At 65.5% G+C, this 20703-nt stretch carries 12 protein-coding genes; 5 read left to right on the forward strand and 7 right to left on the reverse strand.

Features of this window, described 5'->3' with window-relative positions; genetic code table 11:
- Positions 1–198 precede the first annotated feature (198 nt).
- The 3 genes from FJ424_RS08075 (at position 199) to FJ424_RS08085 (ending at position 11790) form a co-directional block, all read left to right on the forward strand.
- On the forward strand, positions 199–8781 hold the full coding sequence (locus FJ424_RS08075) for a glucoamylase family protein (protein ID WP_140656369.1): 8583 nt from the start codon (positions 199–201) through the stop codon (positions 8779–8781).
- A gap of 374 nt (positions 8782–9155) precedes the next feature.
- Complete coding sequence (locus tag FJ424_RS08080) at positions 9156–10925, forward strand: glucan ABC transporter ATP-binding protein/ permease (protein ID WP_140656366.1); 1770 nt, start codon at positions 9156–9158, stop codon at positions 10923–10925.
- 106 nt (positions 10926–11031) lie between these two features.
- Positions 11032–11790 carry a heme ABC transporter permease gene (locus FJ424_RS08085; protein ID WP_140656364.1) on the forward strand — a complete coding sequence of 253 codons (759 nt, stop codon included), beginning with the start codon at positions 11032–11034 and terminating at the stop codon, positions 11788–11790.
- Positions 11791–11817: 27 nt separating this feature from the next.
- Here FJ424_RS08085 and FJ424_RS08090 read toward each other — a convergent pair whose 3' ends face one another.
- A complete protein-coding gene (locus tag FJ424_RS08090) occupies positions 11818–12876 on the reverse strand; it encodes a D-TA family PLP-dependent enzyme (protein ID WP_140656361.1) in 1059 nt (352 codons plus the stop codon).
- Between the two features lie 202 nt (positions 12877–13078).
- On the opposite strand from FJ424_RS08090, the gene FJ424_RS08095 reads away from it, so the two are divergent.
- A complete protein-coding gene (locus tag FJ424_RS08095; RefSeq protein ID WP_140656358.1) occupies positions 13079–13765 on the forward strand; it encodes a D-lyxose/D-mannose family sugar isomerase in 687 nt (228 codons plus the stop codon).
- Between the two features lie 15 nt (positions 13766–13780).
- Here FJ424_RS08095 and FJ424_RS08100 read toward each other — a convergent pair whose 3' ends face one another.
- Genes FJ424_RS08100 through FJ424_RS08125 form a run of 6 tightly spaced genes read right to left on the reverse strand, consistent with a single transcriptional unit; the run spans position 13781 to position 19740 of the window.
- The gene (locus FJ424_RS08100) at positions 13781–14659 is read right to left on the reverse strand and encodes an RDD family protein (RefSeq protein WP_140656354.1); all 879 of its coding nucleotides are present in this window, start codon (positions 14657–14659) and stop codon (positions 13781–13783) included.
- Positions 14646–15662: a stage II sporulation protein M gene (locus FJ424_RS08105; RefSeq protein WP_140656351.1), complete on the reverse strand. Its 1017-nt coding sequence runs from the start codon at positions 15660–15662 to the stop codon at positions 14646–14648. The genes FJ424_RS08100 and FJ424_RS08105 overlap by 14 nt, the downstream gene beginning before the upstream one ends.
- Complete coding sequence (locus FJ424_RS08110; protein WP_140656348.1) at positions 15659–16963, reverse strand: DUF58 domain-containing protein; 1305 nt, start codon at positions 16961–16963, stop codon at positions 15659–15661. The genes FJ424_RS08105 and FJ424_RS08110 overlap by 4 nt, the downstream gene beginning before the upstream one ends.
- Positions 16960–17916 carry a MoxR family ATPase gene (locus FJ424_RS08115; protein ID WP_140656345.1) on the reverse strand — a complete coding sequence of 319 codons (957 nt, stop codon included), beginning with the start codon at positions 17914–17916 and terminating at the stop codon, positions 16960–16962. Before FJ424_RS08115 ends, FJ424_RS08110 begins: the two co-directional genes overlap by 4 nt.
- The gene (locus tag FJ424_RS08120; protein WP_140656342.1) at positions 17903–19117 is read right to left on the reverse strand and encodes a DUF4350 domain-containing protein; all 1215 of its coding nucleotides are present in this window, start codon (positions 19115–19117) and stop codon (positions 17903–17905) included. Before FJ424_RS08120 ends, FJ424_RS08115 begins: the two co-directional genes overlap by 14 nt.
- On the reverse strand, positions 19114–19740 hold the full coding sequence (locus FJ424_RS08125) for a DUF4129 domain-containing protein (RefSeq protein ID WP_246677179.1): 627 nt from the start codon (positions 19738–19740) through the stop codon (positions 19114–19116). The genes FJ424_RS08120 and FJ424_RS08125 overlap by 4 nt, the downstream gene beginning before the upstream one ends.
- A gap of 149 nt (positions 19741–19889) precedes the next feature.
- On the opposite strand from FJ424_RS08125, the gene FJ424_RS08130 reads away from it, so the two are divergent.
- A complete protein-coding gene (locus FJ424_RS08130; RefSeq protein ID WP_140641295.1) occupies positions 19890–20672 on the forward strand; it encodes a hypothetical protein in 783 nt (260 codons plus the stop codon).
- Positions 20673–20703: the final 31 nt, after the last annotated feature.

The raw sequence follows: 20703 nt of genomic DNA on the forward strand, positions 1-20703 counted from the left end.
CCTGAATCCTTGCCCTGATCCAACCGGGGCGGAGAGCGAGGGGCGTTCGCCCACGAGCTGTCGAAAGGGCACGCCCTGTTGTGGTGCGCAAGACAAACTTTCGGCCAACCAGTCATGCAACCAATTGCAATTGAACCGGTTTTAGGGGCATTGCCGTGGCGGTGACGCCGCATTGCGCCCCCGCTTACGGAATTTTCAATGAACATTCAGACGAACCCGAATAAGATCGAACAGACAAGCGCCGGCTTCCCGGTGGTGACGGAAGCGCCGATACGCTCCAATTTCCTGCCCGAGGACCGGCTGCGCGCCTTGGGCGTTGCGCTCGCCAAGGGCGAAGTCAAGGAATTGTTCGGGCTCGCTCCATTCGAGTTCCAGGCCCGCATCCGCGACAGCGCCAAGAAAATCCTCGAAGTCTACCGCTCGACCAACGCCGCCCAGGCCAAGGGCGAGACCATCACGCCGGCCGCGCAATGGCTGCTCGACAACAACTACCTGGTCGAGGAGACCATCTTCCAGGTCAAGCGCGACCTGCCGCGCCGCTTCTATCGCCAACTGCCGACGTTGACACTCGGCGACGGCACGGTGCTGCCGCGCGCCTTCGTCGTTGCCTGGGGCTATGTCGAGCATTCCGACAGCTCCGTCTCGGCCAATATGTTCAAGGCGATCGTCGAGGGCTTCCAGTCGGTCGAGCCGATGAAGATCGGCGAGCTCTGGGCGCTGCCGTCGCTGCTGCGCTTCGTGCTGATCGAGAACCTGCGCCGCATCGCCGTGCGCGTCGATCGCACCAGGCAGATGCGCCACATCGCCAACGAGGTCGCCGACCGCGTTCTGGCGACCGACGACAATGCCGACCGCACGAGGATACTGTCCAACTACGGCACGCATGCGCAGGACACCACCTTCGCCACCCAGCTGCTCTACCGCTTGCGCGACGGGTCGCAGAACGCCGGCCGCGCGCTGGAATGGCTGGAAGGCGAGCTCGAAAAGACCGGCTCCGACGCCGAGGAGATCATCATCTCCGAGCATCAGACGCTCTCCAGCGGCAACGTCACGACCGGCAACATCATCCGCGGCCTGCGCCTCATCAACGACGTCGACTGGACGGTCTGGTTCGAGGGCGTCAGCCGCATCGACACGCTGCTGCGCCAGAAGACCGATTTCGCCGACCTCGACTTCTTCTCGCGCGACCAGTACCGCACCGCGATCGAGCAGCTGGCGCGCCGCTCCGATCTTTCCGAATACCGGGTGGCCGAAAAGGCGATCGAGCTTGCCGGCCACACGCCTGGCGTCACCGACGCGTCCGGCGTGCCCGAAACCGCCGACCCCGACGTACATACCGACGTCGGCTTCTTCCTGGTTGGCCCGCGCCGCCAGGAACTTGAAAAGGCGATCGGCTACCGGCCGCCTTTCTATGTGACCTTCAAGCGCGGCTTTGCCAGCGCCGGCTGGTTGGGCATCGTCGTGCCGGTCTTCCTTTTGACGGCGCTGCTGCTCGTGCTGTCGGGCAGGGCGCTTGCCAATCTCGGGCTGTCGGTGGAATCGATCACGCTGATGCTGGCGCTGTTCGCGGTGCCGGCAAGCGAAGGCGCTCTGGCCTTCTTCAACACCGTGGTGGCACTGTTCCTGAAACCGACCAGGCTTGTCGGCTACGATTACAACAAGCACGGCATCCCGGCTGAATCGCGCACCCTGGTCGTGGTGCCTTCGCTGATCGGCTCGCGCGACGACGTCGAGGAAAATATCCGCAACATCGAGGTGCATCATCTCGCCAACACGGCCGAGGAGATTCACTTCGCGCTGTTGTCCGACTGGCCGGACTCCAAGACCGAGATCGACGCCGCCGATATCGAGATCCTGCAATATGCCCGCGACGAGATCGCCAGGCTGAACGCCCGCTATCCGTCGGAGGGCTCGCCGCGCTTCTATCTCCTGCATCGCCGCCGGCTCTACAATCAGGCGCAGGGCTGCTGGATGGGATGGGAGCGCAAGCGCGGCAAGCTGCATGAGCTGAACCTCCTGCTGCGCGGCGACAGCGACACCACCTTCCTGCCGCTCAACGTGCCGCTGCCGGAAAAGGTCGTCTATGTGATGACGCTCGACGCCGACACGCGCACCACGCGCGATGCGGTTTCGGACCTGGTCGGCAAGCTTGCTCACCCGCTCAACCGCCCTCATTTCGATCCGGTCAAGCACGTCGTCACCGCCGGCTACACCATCCTGCAGCCGCGCATCACCGCCTCGCTCACCAGCGGCGACGACGCCTCCTTCTTCCAGCGCGTCTTCTCGGCCAATCGCGGCCTCGACCCTTATGTGTTCGCCGTTTCCGACGTCTATCAGGACGTCTTCGGCGACGGTTCCTTCACCGGCAAGGGCCTCTACCATGTCGACGCCTTCGAGGCGGCGCTGAAGAACCGCATCGACGAAAACACCATCCTCAGCCACGATCTGCTCGAAGGCGCGCTCGCGCGGGCCGCGCTGGTGACGGATGTCGAACTGGTCGAGGACTATCCGACACGCTACTCGGTCGACGCCTCGCGCCACCATCGCTGGGCGCGCGGCGACTGGCAACTGCTCGGCTACATCTTCGACCCGCGCTCCGGCGTGCCTGCGCTGTCGCGCTGGAAGATGGTCGATAATCTGCGCCGCTCGGTCACCCCGATCTTCTGGGTGATGGCCTGTATCGCCGGCTGGACGCTGCTGCCCTTCACCCAGGCGGCGCAGTGGCAGGCCCTTCTGATCCTCAGCCTGTTCATGGCGCCGACCTTCGACATCGTGAACGGCATCCTGCCGAAGAGCGGCGACCAGACGCCGCGCGGCCATTTCTCCGCTTTGGCGCGCGACACCGTGTTCGGCACCGCGCTTGTGGCGCTCAAAGTGCTGTTGATGGCGCATCTCGCCTGGATGATGGGCGATGCCATCGTCCGCACCATCTACCGGCTCTTCGTCAGCCGTCAGAACCTGCTCGAATGGCGCACCGCCTCGCAGGCCGCCAAGAACAGCGGCAGCGATCTCGGCGCCTATTACGGCATGATGTATGGCGCGGTGATCATCGGCGTCGTCGGCCTCGCGATTCCGGTGCTGGCCGATTCCACCGGCGCCTTCGTCGCTTTCTTCTTCGCCATCTTCTGGATCGCTTCGCCGGCCGTCGCCTGCTGGATCAGCCGCTCGGCCGAAACCGAGGACAGGCTGCGCATCTCGAGCGCCGACATCCACGCGCTGCGCACCTTCGCGCGCCGCACCTGGCACTATTTCGAGACCTTCGTGACGGCCGAGCAGCATCACCTGCCGCCGGACAATTTCCAGGAAAGCCCGGCGCCGGTGGTGGCGCCGCGCACCTCGCCGACCAATATCGGCGTCTATCTGCTTTCGGTGGTTTCGGCGCGCGATTTCGGCTGGATCAGCCTGTCGGACGCCATCACCCGCATCGACGCCACGATGACGACCATCGAGAACATGCCGCGCGATCGCGGCCATCTCTACAACTGGTACGACACGACGACGCTGAAGCCGCTCTATCCGCTCTACATCTCCGCTGTCGACAGCGGCAATCTCGCTGGACATCTGGTTGCGGTGGCCGCCTCCTGCGCCGAATGGGCCGAGGCGCCGTCGGTGCACCTGCAGGGCGATTTCGAAGGCATCATCGACACCGTCACCATTCTCGACGAAAGCCTGGACGAGCTGCCGGACGACCGTCGGCAGCTGCGGCCGCTGCGCCAGCGCCTGGCCGATCGTCTCGACGGCATGCGCCGCGCGGTGGCGACCATCAAGGCACAGCCTGAGATGGCGTCGATCCGCACCATCAACCTTGCCGTGCTGGCTGGCGAGATCCGCAAGCTCGCCACCGCCATCCACACCGAGGCGGCCTCGCCGAAGAGCGATGTCATCGCCGACTGGGCGGAGCGGCTGGAAGCGACCTGCGAGGCGCATGTGCACGATTCGCACAATGACGAGAGCGCGGTCGCCGCTCTGCGCGCCAAGCTGCTCGCCTTGCGCGAGCGCTGCCGCCGCTATGCCTTCGAGATGGATTTCTCCTTCCTGATGCGTCAGGAGCGCAAGCTGCTCTCGATCGGCTACCGGGTCGAGGACCGCCAGCTCGACGAGAGCTGCTACGACCTGCTTGCCTCGGAAGCGCGGCTCACCAGCCTGTTCGCCATCGCCAAGGGCGACCTGCCGACCGAGCATTGGTTCCGTCTCGGACGGCCGATCGTCGAGATCGGCTTCCAGGGCGCATTGATGTCCTGGTCGGGCTCGATGTTCGAGTATCTGATGCCGCCGCTGGTGATGAAGGAGCCGCAGGGCTCGATCCTCAACCAGACCAGCAAGCTCATCATCAAGCGCCAGATCCAGTATGCGCGTTCCAAGAACGTGCCCTGGGGCATTTCGGAAGCGGCCTACAATGCCCGCGACCGCGAACTCACCTACCAGTACACCAATTTCGGCGTGCCCGGGCTCGGCCTGAAGCGCGGCCTTGGCCAGAACACCGTGATCGCGCCCTATGCGACGATCCTGGCCGCCCAGTTCAGTCCGCGCGAGGCGGTGCAGAACCTGCAGCGGCTGCGCTCGATCGGCGCGCTTGGCCGCCACGGCTTCTACGACGCGGTCGATTTCACGCCGCAGCGCGTGCCCGAAGGCACCGACCACGCGGTGGTGCAGAACTACATGGCGCACCATTCAGGCATGTCGATCGCCGCGGTCGCCGACGCCATTTTCGAGGGCCGGCTGCGCGAGCGTTTCCACAGCGATCCGGTGATCGAGTCGGCCGAGCTTCTGTTGCAGGAGAAGGCGCCGCGCGACATTCCGACCGCAACCGTTAGGACGGAAGCGGACGAGCGATCCAAGGACGAAACCGAGACCGAGAGCCCCGACAGCCGCGTCATCCTCGATCCGATCAAGGCGCTGCGGGCGACCAACGTCATGTCCAACGGCCGCTATTCGGTCATGGTCACCGCGACGGGCTCCGGCTACAGCCGCTTCGGCGAGCTTGCCGTCACCCGCTGGCAGCCGGATCCGAGCGAGGACCGCCTCGGCTCCTACATCTTCCTGCGCGACACCGCGACGGGTGACTGGTGGTCGGCCACGGCGGAACCGAAGCGCGCCGAGGGCGAACGCGTCCAGACACTGTTCGGCGACGACAAGGCGAGCTTCACCAAGACATTGGGCTCGCTGCGTTCCGAAGTCGAATGCATCGTCATTTCCGAGGGCAATGGCGAAGGCCGCCGCATCACCCTCTACAATGACGGCGCTGCCGACCGACATATCGAGGTGACCTCCTTCGCCGAGCTGGTGCTCGGCAACGAAGCCTCTGACAACGCGCATCCGGCGTTCTCCAAGATGTTCGTCGAGACCGAGATCGCGCCGAACAACGGGGCGATCTTCGCCACGCGGCGCAAGCGCGACAAGAACGACCCCGACCTCACCATGGTGCATTTCGTCACCGACCCGTCGGGCCCGTCGCGCGATGCCGAGGCCGAGACCGACCGGCGCGCCTTCATCGGCCGTGGCCGCACCATCGCCGATGCCGTCGCCTTCGATCCCGGCGTCAGGCTTTCGGGCAGCCAGGGCTTCACGCTCGACCCGGTGGCAGCACTTCGCCGTCAGGTTCGCGTGCCGGCCAACAAGAAGATCTCGCTGACCTTCTGGACCGCCGTCGGCGCCAATCGCGCCGAGCTCGACGAGGCGATCGCCCGCCTCGACCACCAGGAGAGCTTCGCCCGCCAGGCCATGCTGGCCTGGACGCGGAGCCAGGTGCAGACGCGCCATCTGGGCCTCAGCCTGACCGACGCCGCCAATGTGCAGAAGCTGGCGCGCTACCTGATCTATCCCGATCCGTTCCTGCGCCTGCCGGCGGAATCCATCGCGTCGGGCCTCGGCCGCCAGTCGAGCCTGTGGCCAACCAGCATTTCCGGCGATTTCCCGATCTTCCTCGTGCGTATCGGCGACGTCGCCGATCTCGAGATCGTCGCCCAGGCGCTCCGTTTCCAGGAATATATGCGGGCGCGGGGCATGATGATCGACTTCGTCGTCGTCAACGAACAGGCCTCCTCCTATGTGCAGGACCTGCAGCGCGCGGTGGAGACGCTGTGCGAGAACAGCCGCCTGCGCGGCCGCGAGCTCGGGCCGCGCCAGCACATCTTCGCGGTGCGCCGCGACCTGATGGATGAGCCGACCTACAAGACCTTGCTGTCGGTGGCGCGCGTCGTGCTGCACACGCGCAACGGCACGATCTTCGACCAGCTCGAACGCGCCGAGACCGCGGCCCTCCAGGCCCGCGATGCCTTGCTTCAGGCCGAGGGCGGCTCGCCGCGCGAACCTGTTCCGCCGCTGCCTTTGCCGGTGCCGGCAAGCCATGGTGGAAGCGATATCGCCGCCGACGGCAACGGTCTCAGCCTGTGGAACGGCTTTGGCGGCTTCGACGGTGACGGCCGCCACTATGTCACCCGGCTGACCGGACGGCGCTCGACGCCGCAGCCCTGGATCAACGTCATCTCCAATGCTGCCTTCGGCTTCCACGTCTCGGCGGAAGGCGCCGGCTTCACCTGGAGCCGCAACAGCCGCGACTACCAACTGACGCCGTGGTCGAACGACCCGGTGTCCAACCGGCCGGGCGAGGGCTTCTATGTCTTCGACCACGCCAGCGGCAAGGCGTTCTCGCCGATGGCCGCGACGGTCCGCGATCCGTCGATGACCTATGAGACCTGGCACGGCCAGGGCTTTTCCACCTTCCGCTCGAAGCGCGGGCCTCTGTCGATGGACCTGACGCAGGTGGTCGATCCCGTCGATCCGGTGAAGATCACCCGGCTGCGCATCCAGAATTCGGGCTCCGTGCCGGCGCGCCTGCGTGTCTATGCCTATGCCGAATGGGTGCTGGGCGGCCACCGCTCGCGCACCGCGGCGACCATAGTGCCGACTCGGGACGCCGCGACAGGCGCGCTTCTGGCGCAGAACCCCTATGGCCTCGATTTCGGCGAGCGTGTCGCCTTCCTGGGGGCCAGCCATCCAATCCATTCGGTGACCGCCGACCGCTCCGAATTCGTCGGCAGGCACGGCACGACGGAGTATCCGCAGGCCGTGCTCGGCGGGCTTGCGCTTTCGGGGCGCATCGAAGCGGGCGACGACCCTTGCGCGGTTGTCGCCAGCGACATCGACATTCCGGCCGGTGGCGACGTGACGCTGCTCTGGCTGCTTGGCGACGCGGCCACGCCCGCCGAGGCCAGCGCCCTGGTGCAGACCCATCGCGGCAAGGATTTCGACCAGCGTCTGGCCGACAATGAAAAGGCCTGGCGCGGCTTCCTCGACACCATCCAGGTCGAGACGCCCGACGAGGCGATGAACGCCATGGTCAACCATTGGTTGCCCTATCAGGCCGTTGCCTGCCGCATCCGCGCGCGCTCGGCCTTCTACCAGGCGAGCGGCGCTTTCGGCTTCCGTGACCAGTTGCAGGACACACTCGCCCTTCTGGCGCACGACCCGAAGCTGGCGCGTGACCAGATCCTCAATGCCGCGCGCCGGCAGTTCCCGGAAGGCGACGTGCAGCACTGGTGGTTGCCGCGCACCGATGCCGGCGTGCGCACCATGATCTCGGACGACGTCGTCTGGCTGGCGCATGCGACGGCCCGCTACATCGAGGTGACCGGCGACGCCGCCATCCTCAAGGAGCAGTTGCCCTTCATCGACGGGCAGCAGCTCGGCGAGGACGAGCATGACGCCTTCTTCACGCCCGAGATCACCAAGAACACCGCGCCGCTCTATGACCATTGCGCGCGGGCGCTCGATCTGGCGATCAAGCGCAGCAGTCCTGCCGGCCTGCCGCTCATCCTTGGCGGCGACTGGAACGACGGCATGAACCGTGTCGGCGAGGGCGGCAAGGGCGAGAGCGTGTGGCTTGGCTGGTTCCTGCTGAAGACGCTCACCGACTTCGCGCCTGTCGCCAAGGGACAGGGCGACGCCAAGCGGGCGCAGGCGTGGCTGAAGCACGCGGACGCGCTGAAGCGGGCCCTGGAAAGCACCGCCTGGGACGGCCAGTGGTACCGGCGCGGCAGCTTCGACGACGGCACGCCGCTCGGCTCGCACAATTCGCACGAGTGCAAGATCGATTCCATCGCCCAGTCCTGGAGCGTGCTGTCGGGCGATGGCGATCCCGCGCGCTCGACGACGGCCATGGAACAGGCGACCGAGATGCTGGTCGACGATGATCTCAAGATCGTCAAGCTGTTCACGCCGCCCTTCTCGAAAAGCGAGAAAGACCCCGGCTACATCAAGAGCTACCCGCCAGGCGTGCGCGAGAATGGCGGCCAGTACACCCATGCCGCCACCTGGTTCGTGATCGCGCTGGCCGAGATGGGCCGCACCGACGAGGCCTACCGCTGCTTCTCGATGCTGAACCCGGTCAATCATGCTGCGGACGAGGCAGCGGCCGAGCACTATCGCGTCGAGCCCTATGTCGTGGCCGCCGACATCTATGCCGGCGAAGGCAAGGGCGGCCGTGGCGGCTGGACCTGGTATACGGGATCGGCCGGCTGGCTTTACCGCGCCGCTGTGGAAGGCATCCTCGGCATCGAGCGGCGCGGCAAGGAGATCACGTTTAGGCCGAAGCTGCCTGCGCACTGGGACGGCTACGCCGCAACGCTCAAGATGTTCGACGGCGAAATCAAGCTTCGCGTCATCCGCGACAAAAAGACCAAGTCGATCTCGCTAGAAGTCGACGGTTCGAAGAAAAAATCGGCCTCTTTTGAGCCGAAGGCCGGCGGCAAGGCCGCGGTCGTCGTCAGGATACCAGCGTAAAATCAAAGGCTTGGCCTATCGGCCGCGCGTCCCTCGGGATGCGCGGCCGATCCCCGTTTTTTACTTGGCGAGGCTCCCGCGCCCGGGCGCGTGCCTTACTTTACGGCAGGCTAAGCAAGAGCTTGTGATTAAAAATGTGGCAGCGCGGGGCAAGTGCCATTATTTTGCCGCAAGGCTGACATTTCACCTTTTATCTCAAACCGTTAGGCGATCACGTCAGATTTCGTACCGTCGTCATCTTTTGTTCGCTAAATGGGAACGGAAGGGATAGACGACGCATTGTTTCGCGACACATTAACCGATACGTGTCAAAAAATGGTGCGGTGCACAATACGGGCATTGAGCACGGACAAGAGTTTGGCGGAGTAGCTGAAGTGTCACTTCTGCAGATCTACTTTAGAGCGCTGGGTTATCTGGCGGCCGACAAGAAGCGCGTCGCGCTGATTTGCTGCGCCAATGTCGCGCTCGCGGCGATCGCAATCCTCGAGCCGATCCTGCTCGGCCGGGTGATTGGTGCCATCTCGGAAAAAGGCCCGGTGTTTTCGACGCTCGCCGTCTGGGCCGCTCTCGGCATCTTCAACGTCGTCGCTTTCGTGCTGGTGGCGCGCGGCGCCGATCGCTTCGCCCATGCCCGCCGCTCCGAAGTGCTGTGCCAGTCCTTCGAGCGCGTGATCACCATGCCGCTCGCCTGGCATCACCAGCGCGGCACGTCCAATTCGCTGCACACGCTGCTGCGCGCCGTTGAGACCCTGTTCAGCCTGTGGCTCGAATTCATGCGCGTGCATCTCTCGACCGCCATCGCGCTGGTGCTGCTGGTGCCCACCGCGCTCGCCATGGATATCCGCATGTCCATCGTGCTGCTCGGCCTCGGCGTGCTCTACGTTGGCATCGGCCGCATCGTCATGCGTCGCACCAAGTCGGGGCAGACCGCCGTCGAGCGCCACTACCACACCGTCTTTGCCCATGTCTCCGACAGCGTCAGCAATGTCGCCGTGCTGCAGAGCTACAACCGCATCGGCCATGAGACCGCGACGTTGAAGCGTTATGTCAAGGACCTGCTCGACGCGCAGAACCCTGTGCTCGACTGGTGGGCGATCGCCAACGCGCTGAACCGCCTGTCGTCGACCATCTCGATGATGATCGTGCTGTCGATCGGCGCCTATCTCGTTACCCAGGGCCAGCTCCGCGTCGGCGACGTCGTCGCCTTCACTGGCTTTGCCGGAATGCTGATCGCCCGTCTCGACCAGATGTCGGCCTTCACCACCCAGATTTCCGAGGCGCGCGCCAAGCTCGAGGACTTCTATCGCCTTGAGGACTCGGCCGCCGAAACCGTCGAGCCCGATGGCCTGCGCGAACTCGCCAACGTCACCGGCCATGTGCGCTTCGAGGACGTCAGCTTCGAGTTCGCCAATTCCGGTCACGGCATCGAGGACGTCTCGTTCGAGGTCCAGGCCGGCCAGACGGTCGCCATCGTCGGTCCGACCGGCGCCGGCAAGACGACGCTCATCAATCTGTTGCAGCGCGTCTTCACGCCGTCCAGCGGCCGCATCCTGATCGACGGCGTAGACACCCGCACGGTGACCCGCAAGTCGCTGCGCCATTCGATCGCCACCGTCTTCCAGGACGCCGGCCTGCTCAACCGCTCGATCGAGGACAACATCCGCGTCGGCCGCGCCGATGCGAGCAATGACGAGGTGCACGCTGCCGCCAATGCCGCCGCCGCGCAGGACTTTATCCTCTCCAAGAGCTGCGGCTACGACACCGTCGTCGGCGAGCGCGGCGGCCAGCTCTCGGGCGGCGAGCGCCAGCGTATCGCCATTGCCCGCGCCGTGCTGAAGGACGCGCCGATCCTGGTGCTCGACGAGGCGACCAGCGCGCTGGACGTGGAAACCGAGGACCGCGTCAAGGAAGCGATCGACGAGCTGCGCCGCAACCGCACGACCTTCATCATCGCTCACCGCCTGACCACGGTCCGCGACGCCGACCTCGTCGTCTTCATGGACAAGGGCAAGGTGGTCGAGTCCGGTGGCTTCACCGAACTGTCGCTGCGCAACGGCCGCTTCGCCTCCCTGTTGCGCGCTGGCGGCCTGCTCAACGACGAAGAGGTCCGCCGCCTCAGCCGTCCGGTTACGGAAGCGGCGTGATCCTAGAGCTCCCCCTTCTCCCGCAAGGGGAGAAGGCAAGGGCGCGCTCCCGCCTGCGACATCCGTCCAATTGCCCCAAACCTCATGCCGGTCTATTTAGGTCGGCATGAGCGACACCACCTCACGGCTAGCCGCCTGGACCGATCTCGCCAACCCGACGCGCTTCGTCGGGCTGGCGGACAAGATCATTCCGTGGCTGGCGGCGGTCGCGGCGATCCTGCTCGCCATCGGCCTCTATATGAGCTTCACCGCGCCGGAGGATTTCCAGCAGGGCATCACCGTGCGCATCATGTACATCCACGTGCCTTTCGCCTGGCTGGCCATGATGTGCTACACGATCATGGCGATCGCGGCGCTGGGCACCCTTGTCTGGCGTCATCCGCTGGCCGATGTGGCGCTGAAATCGGCGGCCCCGATCGGCGCCACCTTTACGGCATTGGCCCTGATCACCGGCTCCATCTGGGGCAAGCCGATGTGGGGCACCTGGTGGGTGTGGGATGCGCGGCTGACCTCGGTCTTCGTGCTTTTCCTGATGTATCTCGGCATCATCGCGCTGACCCGCGCGCTGGATGATGCAGGCCGCGCCGCCTGGGCCGCCGCCATCATCACCCTGGTCGGCTTCATCAACATCCCGATCATCAAATTCTCGGTCGACTGGTGGAACACGCTGCACCAGCCTGCCTCGGTCTTCCGCCTCGGCGGTCCGACCATCGATCCCTCGATGCTGTGGCCGCTCGCCGTGATGGCGCTCGGCTTCACCGTGCTTTTCTTCGCGCTGCACCTGATGGTGATGCGCACCGAGATTTTCCGCCGCCGGGTGACCGCGATGCGCAGGGTCGCAGCGCGACAGGCGGAGCGGGCTTAACCTTCTCCCACAAGGGGAGAAGGGGAGCTACCCCATCCGTCCCCTTGCCGCCACCGGCAGCGTTTCCAGCACCTTGTCGCCGTCGATCAGATGCACCTGGTCGAACAAATTCGTCACCACGCAGCAATGATCGGGCACGACGCGCACGCGCTGGCCGATGCCAAGGCCCGCGCCGTCCGAGAGTGTCACGGTGCCATGCTCTTCGCTCAAGCCGGTGACCCGCGCGCCCGGCACCCCGAGCAGCTCGCCGAACTCCGGCAGCCCGAGCGTATCTGAAGACAGCGCCTTGCTGCCGCTGTCGAGGATGGCGCGGGTCGGCGTCGGATGGCTGACCACCGTGGCAAGCACCGTCAGCGCGCAATCGTCCAGCGTGCCGACGCCTTTGGCGACCTGGTAGCGGTCGAGATAGATATAGGTGCCGGGCCGGTATTCGGTGACGACGCTGTCTTCGCCGGAGCGCCACATATCCGGCGTGCCGCCGCTGGAGATGCGCTGGCATTCGAGTCCCGCCGCGGCAAGCGCGTCGCGCGCGGTCTTCAGCCAGGCTTCCGCCTCGGGGGCGCGCCCCGCCGCCGGATAGGTCATCAGCCCACCGAAGCTGAGGCCCTTGGCCTGATCGATCACCTTCGCCAGCGCCAGCGCGTCGTCGGCGCTCTGCACGCCGCAACGGCCCATGCCGGTGTCGCACTCGACCAGCACGGACAGCGGATGACCGGCATCGGTGAAGGTCGCGGCAAGCCCTTCCAGAGTATCGTGGCTGTCCGCCGTCACCGAGAGTGTGACACGGCCATGCAGCGCCTTCAGCCGCCCCAGCTTGGCGCGGCCGAGGATGTTGTAGGGCAGGAAAATGTCGGTCAGCCCGGCATCGGCCATCACCTCCGCCTCGCCGATCTTCTGGCAGGTGATGCCGACGGCGCCGGCCGCCACCTGCTTCTTTGCCCAGTAAGGCAGCTTGTGCGTCTTGATATGCGGCCTGAGCTTCAAGCCATGCGCGTCGGCATGCGCCTGCGCCTTTTTGATGTTGGCTTCGGCGCGGGCCGCATCGATGAGGATCGCCGGGGTGTCGAGGTCGTCTATGCTTGCCATGGGATCACCGTCCAAAGCATGTCTTCCGAGCGGTAACCGCTGCGGGATAAGACATTGCGTTAAAACAAATCAGTTGGGTTTATGGCCCCGAAAGCCGCCCATGTCACGGGGCCAACCCGTCAGTTTGCGTCGACAGCGGGCGGGCATTGGGCTATTCGGATGGGCAGATTTCAGCAGGCAACGGCCGGGAGGAAACACGACCATGAAGCGCTCCAAGATCAACGACATCATCCGCGAAGCCGACGCCTTCATCCGCTCCTTCGGCTATATCATGCCACCCTTCGCCTATTGGTCGCCGGAAGAGATGAAGACGCATAAAGCGGACTCCTCGGCCATCTTCACCTCGCGCCTCGGCTGGGACATCACCGATTACGGCCAGGAGAAGTTCGACGAGCTAGGCCTGTTCCTGTTCACCGTACGCAACGGCCGCTACGAGGACATGAAGCTCGGCATGGGCATGCTCTATGCCGAAAAGATCATGATCTCGCGCAAGGACCAGCTGTCGCCGATGCATCGACACAACATCAAGGCCGAGGACATCATCAACCGCGGCGGCGGCAAGCTGGTGCTGGAACTCTTCATGCACGATCGCGACGGCGGCATCGACCCGAAGGCGGAGGTGTCTGTGCCGGTCGACGGCACCATCCACCGGATGCCGGCCGGCGGCCTGCTGAAGCTTGATCCCGGCCAGAGCGTGACGCTCCTGCCCGGCGTCTGGCACGCCTTCTGGGCCGAGGGCAAGGACGTGCTGATCGGCGAGGTCTCGACCGTCAATGACGACCTCACCGACAACGTCTTCCGCGAGCCGATCGGCCGCTTCTCCAACATCGACGAGGACGTCGCGCCGCTGCATCTCTTGGTGTCGGACTACGAGAAGTGGGTGGGGTAGGCGAGGGACGATTCGCTACCGAGCGTACTTATCCGCCTTGCGGTTCCCGAGCAGCAGCTTGCGTTCCAGATGCGCGCGCAGTTCGCCGTAATAGGCGGTGAGAAAAGCCTTTGAATCGATCGGCTCGACCCTGGCGCCGATCTTGCGGCCGATGGTCTCCGCGACCGCTTTGAGCGCCGAATAGTCGTCGCGGCGCAGCACTTCCTCCAGCTTCTGCAACTCGGCGATGCCGTAGGCGTCGAGCTGCGCGGGGCTGAACTGGAAGCGCGCCGCGATCGGATCCTTGCGCCGCGAAAGATCCTCGAGCAGCGCCACTTTCGGCGCCTCGACCACCCAGGTGCCGGCGAGCAGGTCGCCGATCCTCAGCCGATCGCGGTTGAACAGCGGGAACAGCGAGAACAGCAGCGCCCAGACCAGGCCGAAGATGGTCGTCAGCGTGTCGGCGACTTCGGCGCTGGCGCGCGCGGCAAGGATCGACAGCGGCAGGAACACTTCGATCTCGCGCATCAGATTGCGCGCGATGACCTGGTCGAGCGTGAGGCCGGCGCCGCTGCGCGACGCGACCCTCACGCCAACCATGCGCTTGCCCGGTGTGGCTGCCCGCCGTCCCGCTTCGAAGGCGATGAAATAGACGTTGCGCAGGAAGAAGATGAAGATGATCCAGACGATGAAAAGTGGCTGCGCGTCCTGGAAGCCGAGGCCCGCCAGGCCAAAGATTATCACCAGAGAGACGACCACGGCCGCAGTGAGGATGATCACCACGTCGAGCAGGAAGCCCGAAGCGCGGGTGCCGGCGTCGGCCAGCTTGACCCTGAGGTCGACGCCTTCCGGCGTCACAAGCGGGCGGATCAGCGCTGCCGGGTTCTTGACCTTCGCTGTCCTAGCGCTCGCCATGCCGCACCATCCGGAACAGGTAGAAATAACTGAGCCATAAGGCCAGCATGCCGCCGCCGATCGAATAGCGGACAATGTCGCTGGTGATCGTCTGGCGGCCGATGCCTTCGAGCAGTCCGGCAAAAAGCAGCATCACCGTGACGCCGATCATGGCGGTCGCCGCCACGCGACCGGCCCGGGCGGCGGCCGCCATGCGGGTCAGTTCGCCGGGAAAGGCGATGCTGGTGCCGATGCGCATGCCGGCCGCGCCCGCGATGGCGATGGCGAACAGTTCGGTCGTGCCGTGGATCGACAGCCAGCCGCCGAGCGCGAAGCCGAGCCCCTTGGCGGCATAGATCTGGAAAATGGCGCCGAGCATGCAGCCATTCATCAGGATGATCAGCACGCTCGGCACCGCGAACGCGAAGCCTAGCGCGAAGGCCAGGATCGACACCTGCGTGTTGTGGGTGAAGAGATAGGCGGCGAACCCCGACAGGAAATGGTCGCCGCCGCCGTAAAGCACGCTGCGCAGGGTTTCGGCCGACGAATCCGGGTTGCGCCCGCCGGCCAGGCTCGGCGCGATGATGGCGTCGTACCAGCGCTTGTCAGAAGCGACCAGCCAATAGCCGGCAATGGCGCCGATCACCGTCAGCCCGACCGATGTCCACACCTCGCGCCACAGATCGCGGATCGCCGCGGGCCAATCGTGCAGGAAGAAGTCGCCGATGCGGGTCCTCAAAGATCGCCGCGCGCCGTAGAGATAGAAATAGCCGCGCAGGCAGAGCGCCTCGAGATAGGCGATCAGCGCGCTGTCGAGCGAGGTCGCGCGCGCCACCGAAAGCGAGGACAGCGCCGAGCGGTAGAGGAGCGGCAGCGACAGCAATTCGTCTTCAGACAGCGCGCGCGGCGCGCGCTTCTCGACGCGCGCCAGCAGCGCCTCGAAGGCTTTCCAGTCCGCTTCGCGCTCCTGGCGGAAGCTTGCCAGCGACTGGCGCACGGCATCGGTGCCGGCCGACAGCGTCATAAGAGATTCTCCTCCTTGAGCTGGATATAGCGCTCGACCAGCGCCGGGCCGAGCCGCTGATGGTCGGCCTCGATGACATGCGCACCGAGCAGGCGCAGGCGGCCGATCACCACCTGCCGCTGCCGCAGGAGGTCGCCGGCGGTGACGGAGCGGGCGACATCCTCGGGCGCCGCCGGCGCCATGTCGGCGAGCGTTTCAAGCTCGACGTCCTTCATCAGCATGAACAGCACCAGATGCCGCTCGGTCAGCCGGCCGACGGTGCGCAGCATCAATTCGGCGCTGATCGGATCGACGAAATCGGTGAAGACGATGACTAGTGAGCGCCGGTCCAGCTTGGCCGAAAGCGTGGTCAACGCCAGGGTGAAGTTGGTCTCCTCGGCCGAATAGTCGATCTCGGCGGCTCGCTTCTGGATCATGGTGAAGCTCGGCGAGCCGCGCACCGCGCCGCTGGAGACGCGCGGCCTGGCATCGAAGGAAAACAGGCTCACGAGATCGCCGCCCTTGAGCGCGATGAAGGCCGACAGGAGCGCCGCCGTCACTGCCCGGTCGACCTTCGGCACGCCATCGACCGGCTCGCACATCAGCCGGCCGCTGTCGATGGCCAGAACGATGTTGTTGTTCTCCTCGATCCGGAACTCGCGCGCCAGAAGCTTGCCATGGCGGGCGCTGCGCTTCCAGTCGATCATGCGCCGGCCCATGCCGGGCTGGTAATCCTTCAGCGACTCGAACTCGCGGCCCTGGCCGGCGCGCTTCTGCGCATGACCATCGGCAAGAGCGGAGCGCTGCAAGAGCGTGATCGCCTCGTCGCGCGCGCTGCTGACATCGGGCAGCACCGCAACCTTGTGGTCGACGGGCAGCACGACCTGATTCCAGATCAGCCCGAATGGACCCTGCCAGCGCAGCCAGAGACGGTCGAAGCCGGCGATGCCGCGGCGGATGGCCTCGAATTCGAGATCGAGCGTGCCGCCATTGGCCGGCAGCGCGCCACCGGTGCCCGCGACCGGCTGCAGCCGTTGGTCATGCCCGACACGCGCCTGCAGGCGCCGCAGCTCGGCGCCGAAACCCGCCGCGATATGCAGCGTGAAGCGACCGCCGACGCCGACCTGCGGCGGCGCCGTCAGCGTGGCATTGAGCGACGCGCGGCCTCTGCCCGCGGCCGCGTCCACCGCCAGGAAGGCGAGCAGCACGCAGATCCACAACAGGCCGAGATACCAGACATGCGGCAGCGCGAGCGCGATCAGGAAGGCGGGGATCGCCCCCGCCGCCGCTGCCCAGACCGCTCGCCCGCTCGGATAGATCAACGCGGCGCTTCCGTATGGTCGACGAGGTCGGAGACGATCTGCTCGACCAGCCGCCCGTCGATCTGCGCCGCCGGCGAGAGAACCACACGGTGGCGCAGCCCCGGCACGGCCAGCGCCTTGACATCGTCGGGGATGACGTAGTTGCGGCCGTCGAGCGCCGCCCTGGCGCGCGCGGCTCTCGCCAGCATGGCGCCCGCGCGTGGGCTGGCGCCGACCTCGAGGTCGGGGCTTTCGCGCGTGCCGCGCACAAGCGCCGCGATATAGCCGACGACATCGTCGACCAGCGTGACGTCGCCGACCGTGGCAAGCGCGGCTTCCAGCGTCTTGCGGTCGGTGCGCGCCTTGATGCCGTATTGCCCGATATCGTGCGAGGCGGAGCCGCCGCCGTGATGAACGATGATGGCGCGCTCTTCCTTGAGGTCCGGGTAGCTCACCCTGTGCTTGAACAGGAAGCGGTCGAGTTGGGCTTCGGGCAGCGGATAGACGCCCTGATGCTCGATTGGATTCTGCGTCGCCACCACCATGAAATTACCGCCGAGCGAATGCGTGGTGCCGTCGAAGGTGACGGCGTGCTCCTGCATGGCTTCGAGCAGGGCCGCTTGCGTCTTCGGCGGCGTGCGGTTGATTTCGTCGGCAAGCAGAAGATCGCAGAAGATCGGGCCGCGCGTCAGCGTGAACTGCCCGGTCTGGAAATTGTAGATGTTGGAGCCGACGATATCGCCGGGCATCAGGTCGGGCGTGAACTGGATACGGCCATAGGCGACGCCGAGCGCCTGCGCGAAGCAGCGCGCCGTCATGGTTTTGGCGGTGCCCGGCGGGCCTTCGAGCAGGATATGCCCGCCGGCAAACAAAGCCGTCAGCATCAGGTCGACGGTATCGCGCTGTCCGGTGATCGCTTTCGCGACTTCTTCCCTGATCGCGCCCGCCAGGGCTTTCACTTCATCGACGTTCACCGAGCCTCCTTGCCGTCCAGTCATGCAGCTGTTCGGCTGCTTCATGCATTGCGGCCAAATTGTTGGATTCATTCGCGGCCTTGAAGCGCCGGCTGAAGCCATGCGTCTCGCCCTTGTCGCGGGAATCGAGCCAGTGGTCGAGCGCTTCGCCCTGCAGCCCGTGCGGCGCGCCGAGCAAGGCGCCGGCGCGCTGCCGTACCAGCGTTGCATAGCGGTCGCCAAGTTCTTGCAGCCGCCCGGCGCGCCTGAGCAGCATCGCCGTCGTGTCGACCAGCGCCTGCTTGCCGAAGGCGATGGCGCGGCCTTCCGCGCGCGGCGGGCCGAAGCGGCCGAGCCCGTGCAGGAAGGCGAGCGCGGCCGCCACCAACACGGACAGCGTCAGCGCCAGGAAGGGCGGTTCGACCAAAAGCTTGGCAAGATCGTATTTCTGGCCGATGCCGTGCAGTGTCAGGTCGAACATGACGGCGCCCTTGGCGGGCTCGATCATGGCGATCATGTCGAGCGCGGCGGCTGCCGTCTGCTCGTCCTTGAGCCCGGCATTGTTGATGAAATCGGGATCGGTGAGGATGTAGAAGGGTTCGTTGTCGAGCTCGGTCAGGATAGCCCTGCCGTTTCCGGCCGCGATCAGCGGATGGTCGTCCGCCACCCATTGCAGTTCCTCCGGCGCGGGCACCGTTCGGCCGGCGATATTGATCTGCGAGAGCGTGTTCTTCGCCTCGCCGAGCTTCGCCTTGGCGATGCGGCCGAGCCAGTCGTTGACGACCGTATTGGGCAGCCGCTCGACCTTGGTCTCCCAGCCGTCATGGCTGAACAAGGGAAAGGTCTGCCATTTCGGCAGGACGAAAAGCGTGTCCTTGCCGGAGCGCAGCTTGATGATGCGGTCGAGCGCGGCCGGGTCGCTGCTCGGCGCGATGGTGACGATGAGCAGAAAAGTCGAGGCCAGCGGCGACGCCAGGTCCTTCTCGCCGCGCTCCATCGGTGGCGCCTGTCCGTTGGCGAGCTTCAGCCATTCGACAAGCCCTGCATAGCCGGTGCCACCCTTCGAAAACGGCGTGGCGCCGCCCTCGGGCTGGCGGAAATCGGGCGCATAGGTGGACAAAAGGAAAAAACCGGCCGCCGCCAGCAGGCTGGCGAAGATGCCCCAGAACAGGGTTCTGCGGCTGAACGGCGCCTCGGTCGTCTCGGCGGGCTGCGCGCTCATGCCCAGGCATCCCGGAAGGCGAAACGCTCATAGGCGCCGCGCGCCTGCCGCCAGCCCTCGGCGCCGACGGGACGGCGGGCAAACAAGGCTGCCTCGACGATGCGGGCGATCTCGCTGAACGCGGCGCGGGGCCGCGTGGGGATAGAGCCCGCGGCGGCGATATCGCGCGCGGTGAGCGACGGGCGCAGGAAGTTGGGCAGCCGGGTGGCTATGTCGGCGACGCTGCGGCGCAACAGAAGATGCACCGCCTCGTCAAACTCGCCGCGCGCGGCGAGCGCATCGGCCTCGGAGAGTAGGATCTGGGCGGCCCCCGCGTCAGGGCGCCATTCTTCCCTCGCTTCGGTTTCTTCGCGTTTCCGCCGCCATGGCAGGCGCCAGGCAACGCCTTTGGCCTCGAGAAAAAGCAGGAAAGCAATGATCGCGACGCCGATGATTACCGCCCCCCAGAACAGATAGATCATGTAAGGGCCGAGCTTAGCTAGGCCCTCCAGTACAGGCTTCAGCCATTCGGGAGGCTCGGGCCGCACATAGGTCGGCAGCCCGAACTGGATCGAATCGTCGGCCAGCAGCTGCTTGTGCAACTGCGCCAGCCGTCCGGCCTCATCCGTCGCTGCGGCTGTCACCCGCTCGTTCCCCCTGCAACCTGCGGTTCGGGGCCGACACTGGCAATACGCCATGACAATTGCAAGCGCACTGGACTTAGCCCTTCAACCTTGGCAAATTTACTTTGAAGTCATCGGTCGGATACGGTGGTGACTCGGGGGAAATTATCATGACTACTGCGACATTGGGACAACCCGGCAGATTCGAGATCGGCAGGGTATTCAGCAACACCTTCGGCGTGATTGGCCGAAACATCGGACTTTGCGTGGGCTTGGCGGCTTTGTTTGCGGGCCTGCCGGCATTGCTCGTCAGGCTGTGGACCCAGCCGCAGATCGACGCAATGATGCAGCGCGACCCCGCCACCATGGCCGACCCGGGCGCCATGTTTCGCAATTCCTACATCACCATCATCGCCGGGCTGATCTCCTTTGTGTGCGCGCTGCTGCTGCAGTCGGCGCTGGTGCGGGCGACCATCGAGGACCTCAACGGCAAGCGCCCGTCCTTCGGCGACTGCATCCAGATTGCGATCCGCTTTCTGCTGCCGACGCTTGGCATCGGCCTTCTCGTCGGTCTCGGCGCGGGTATCGGCCTGATGCTGTTGATCGTGCCGGGCATCATCCTCTGGCTCGGCTGGTCGATGTCGGTGCCGGTTCTGATCCAGGAGCGGCGGGGCGTGTTCGGCTCGATGTCGCGCAGCCGGGTTCTGACCAAGGGCAGCCGCTGGGCGCTGTTCGGCCTGTTCCTCATTCTCATCATCATCGCGATGATCATCCAGTGGGGAATATTGCTCGTTCTTGTGCTGTTCGGCGGCATCATAGCCGAGATCGGAGCCGCGCTGGTGCAGACCGTGGTGTCGATGGTGCTGTCGATCGCCACGGCGGTGAGCTACGTCGAACTGCGCCAGGCGAAGGAAGGTGCAAGCATCGACGAACTGGCGGAGATATTCTCGTAAGAAACGCTGCGGAGCTGCGCTCGATCGAGGG

The organism is Mesorhizobium sp. B3-1-8 (assembly GCF_006439495.1).
Taxonomy (GTDB): domain Bacteria; phylum Pseudomonadota; class Alphaproteobacteria; order Rhizobiales; family Rhizobiaceae; genus Mesorhizobium.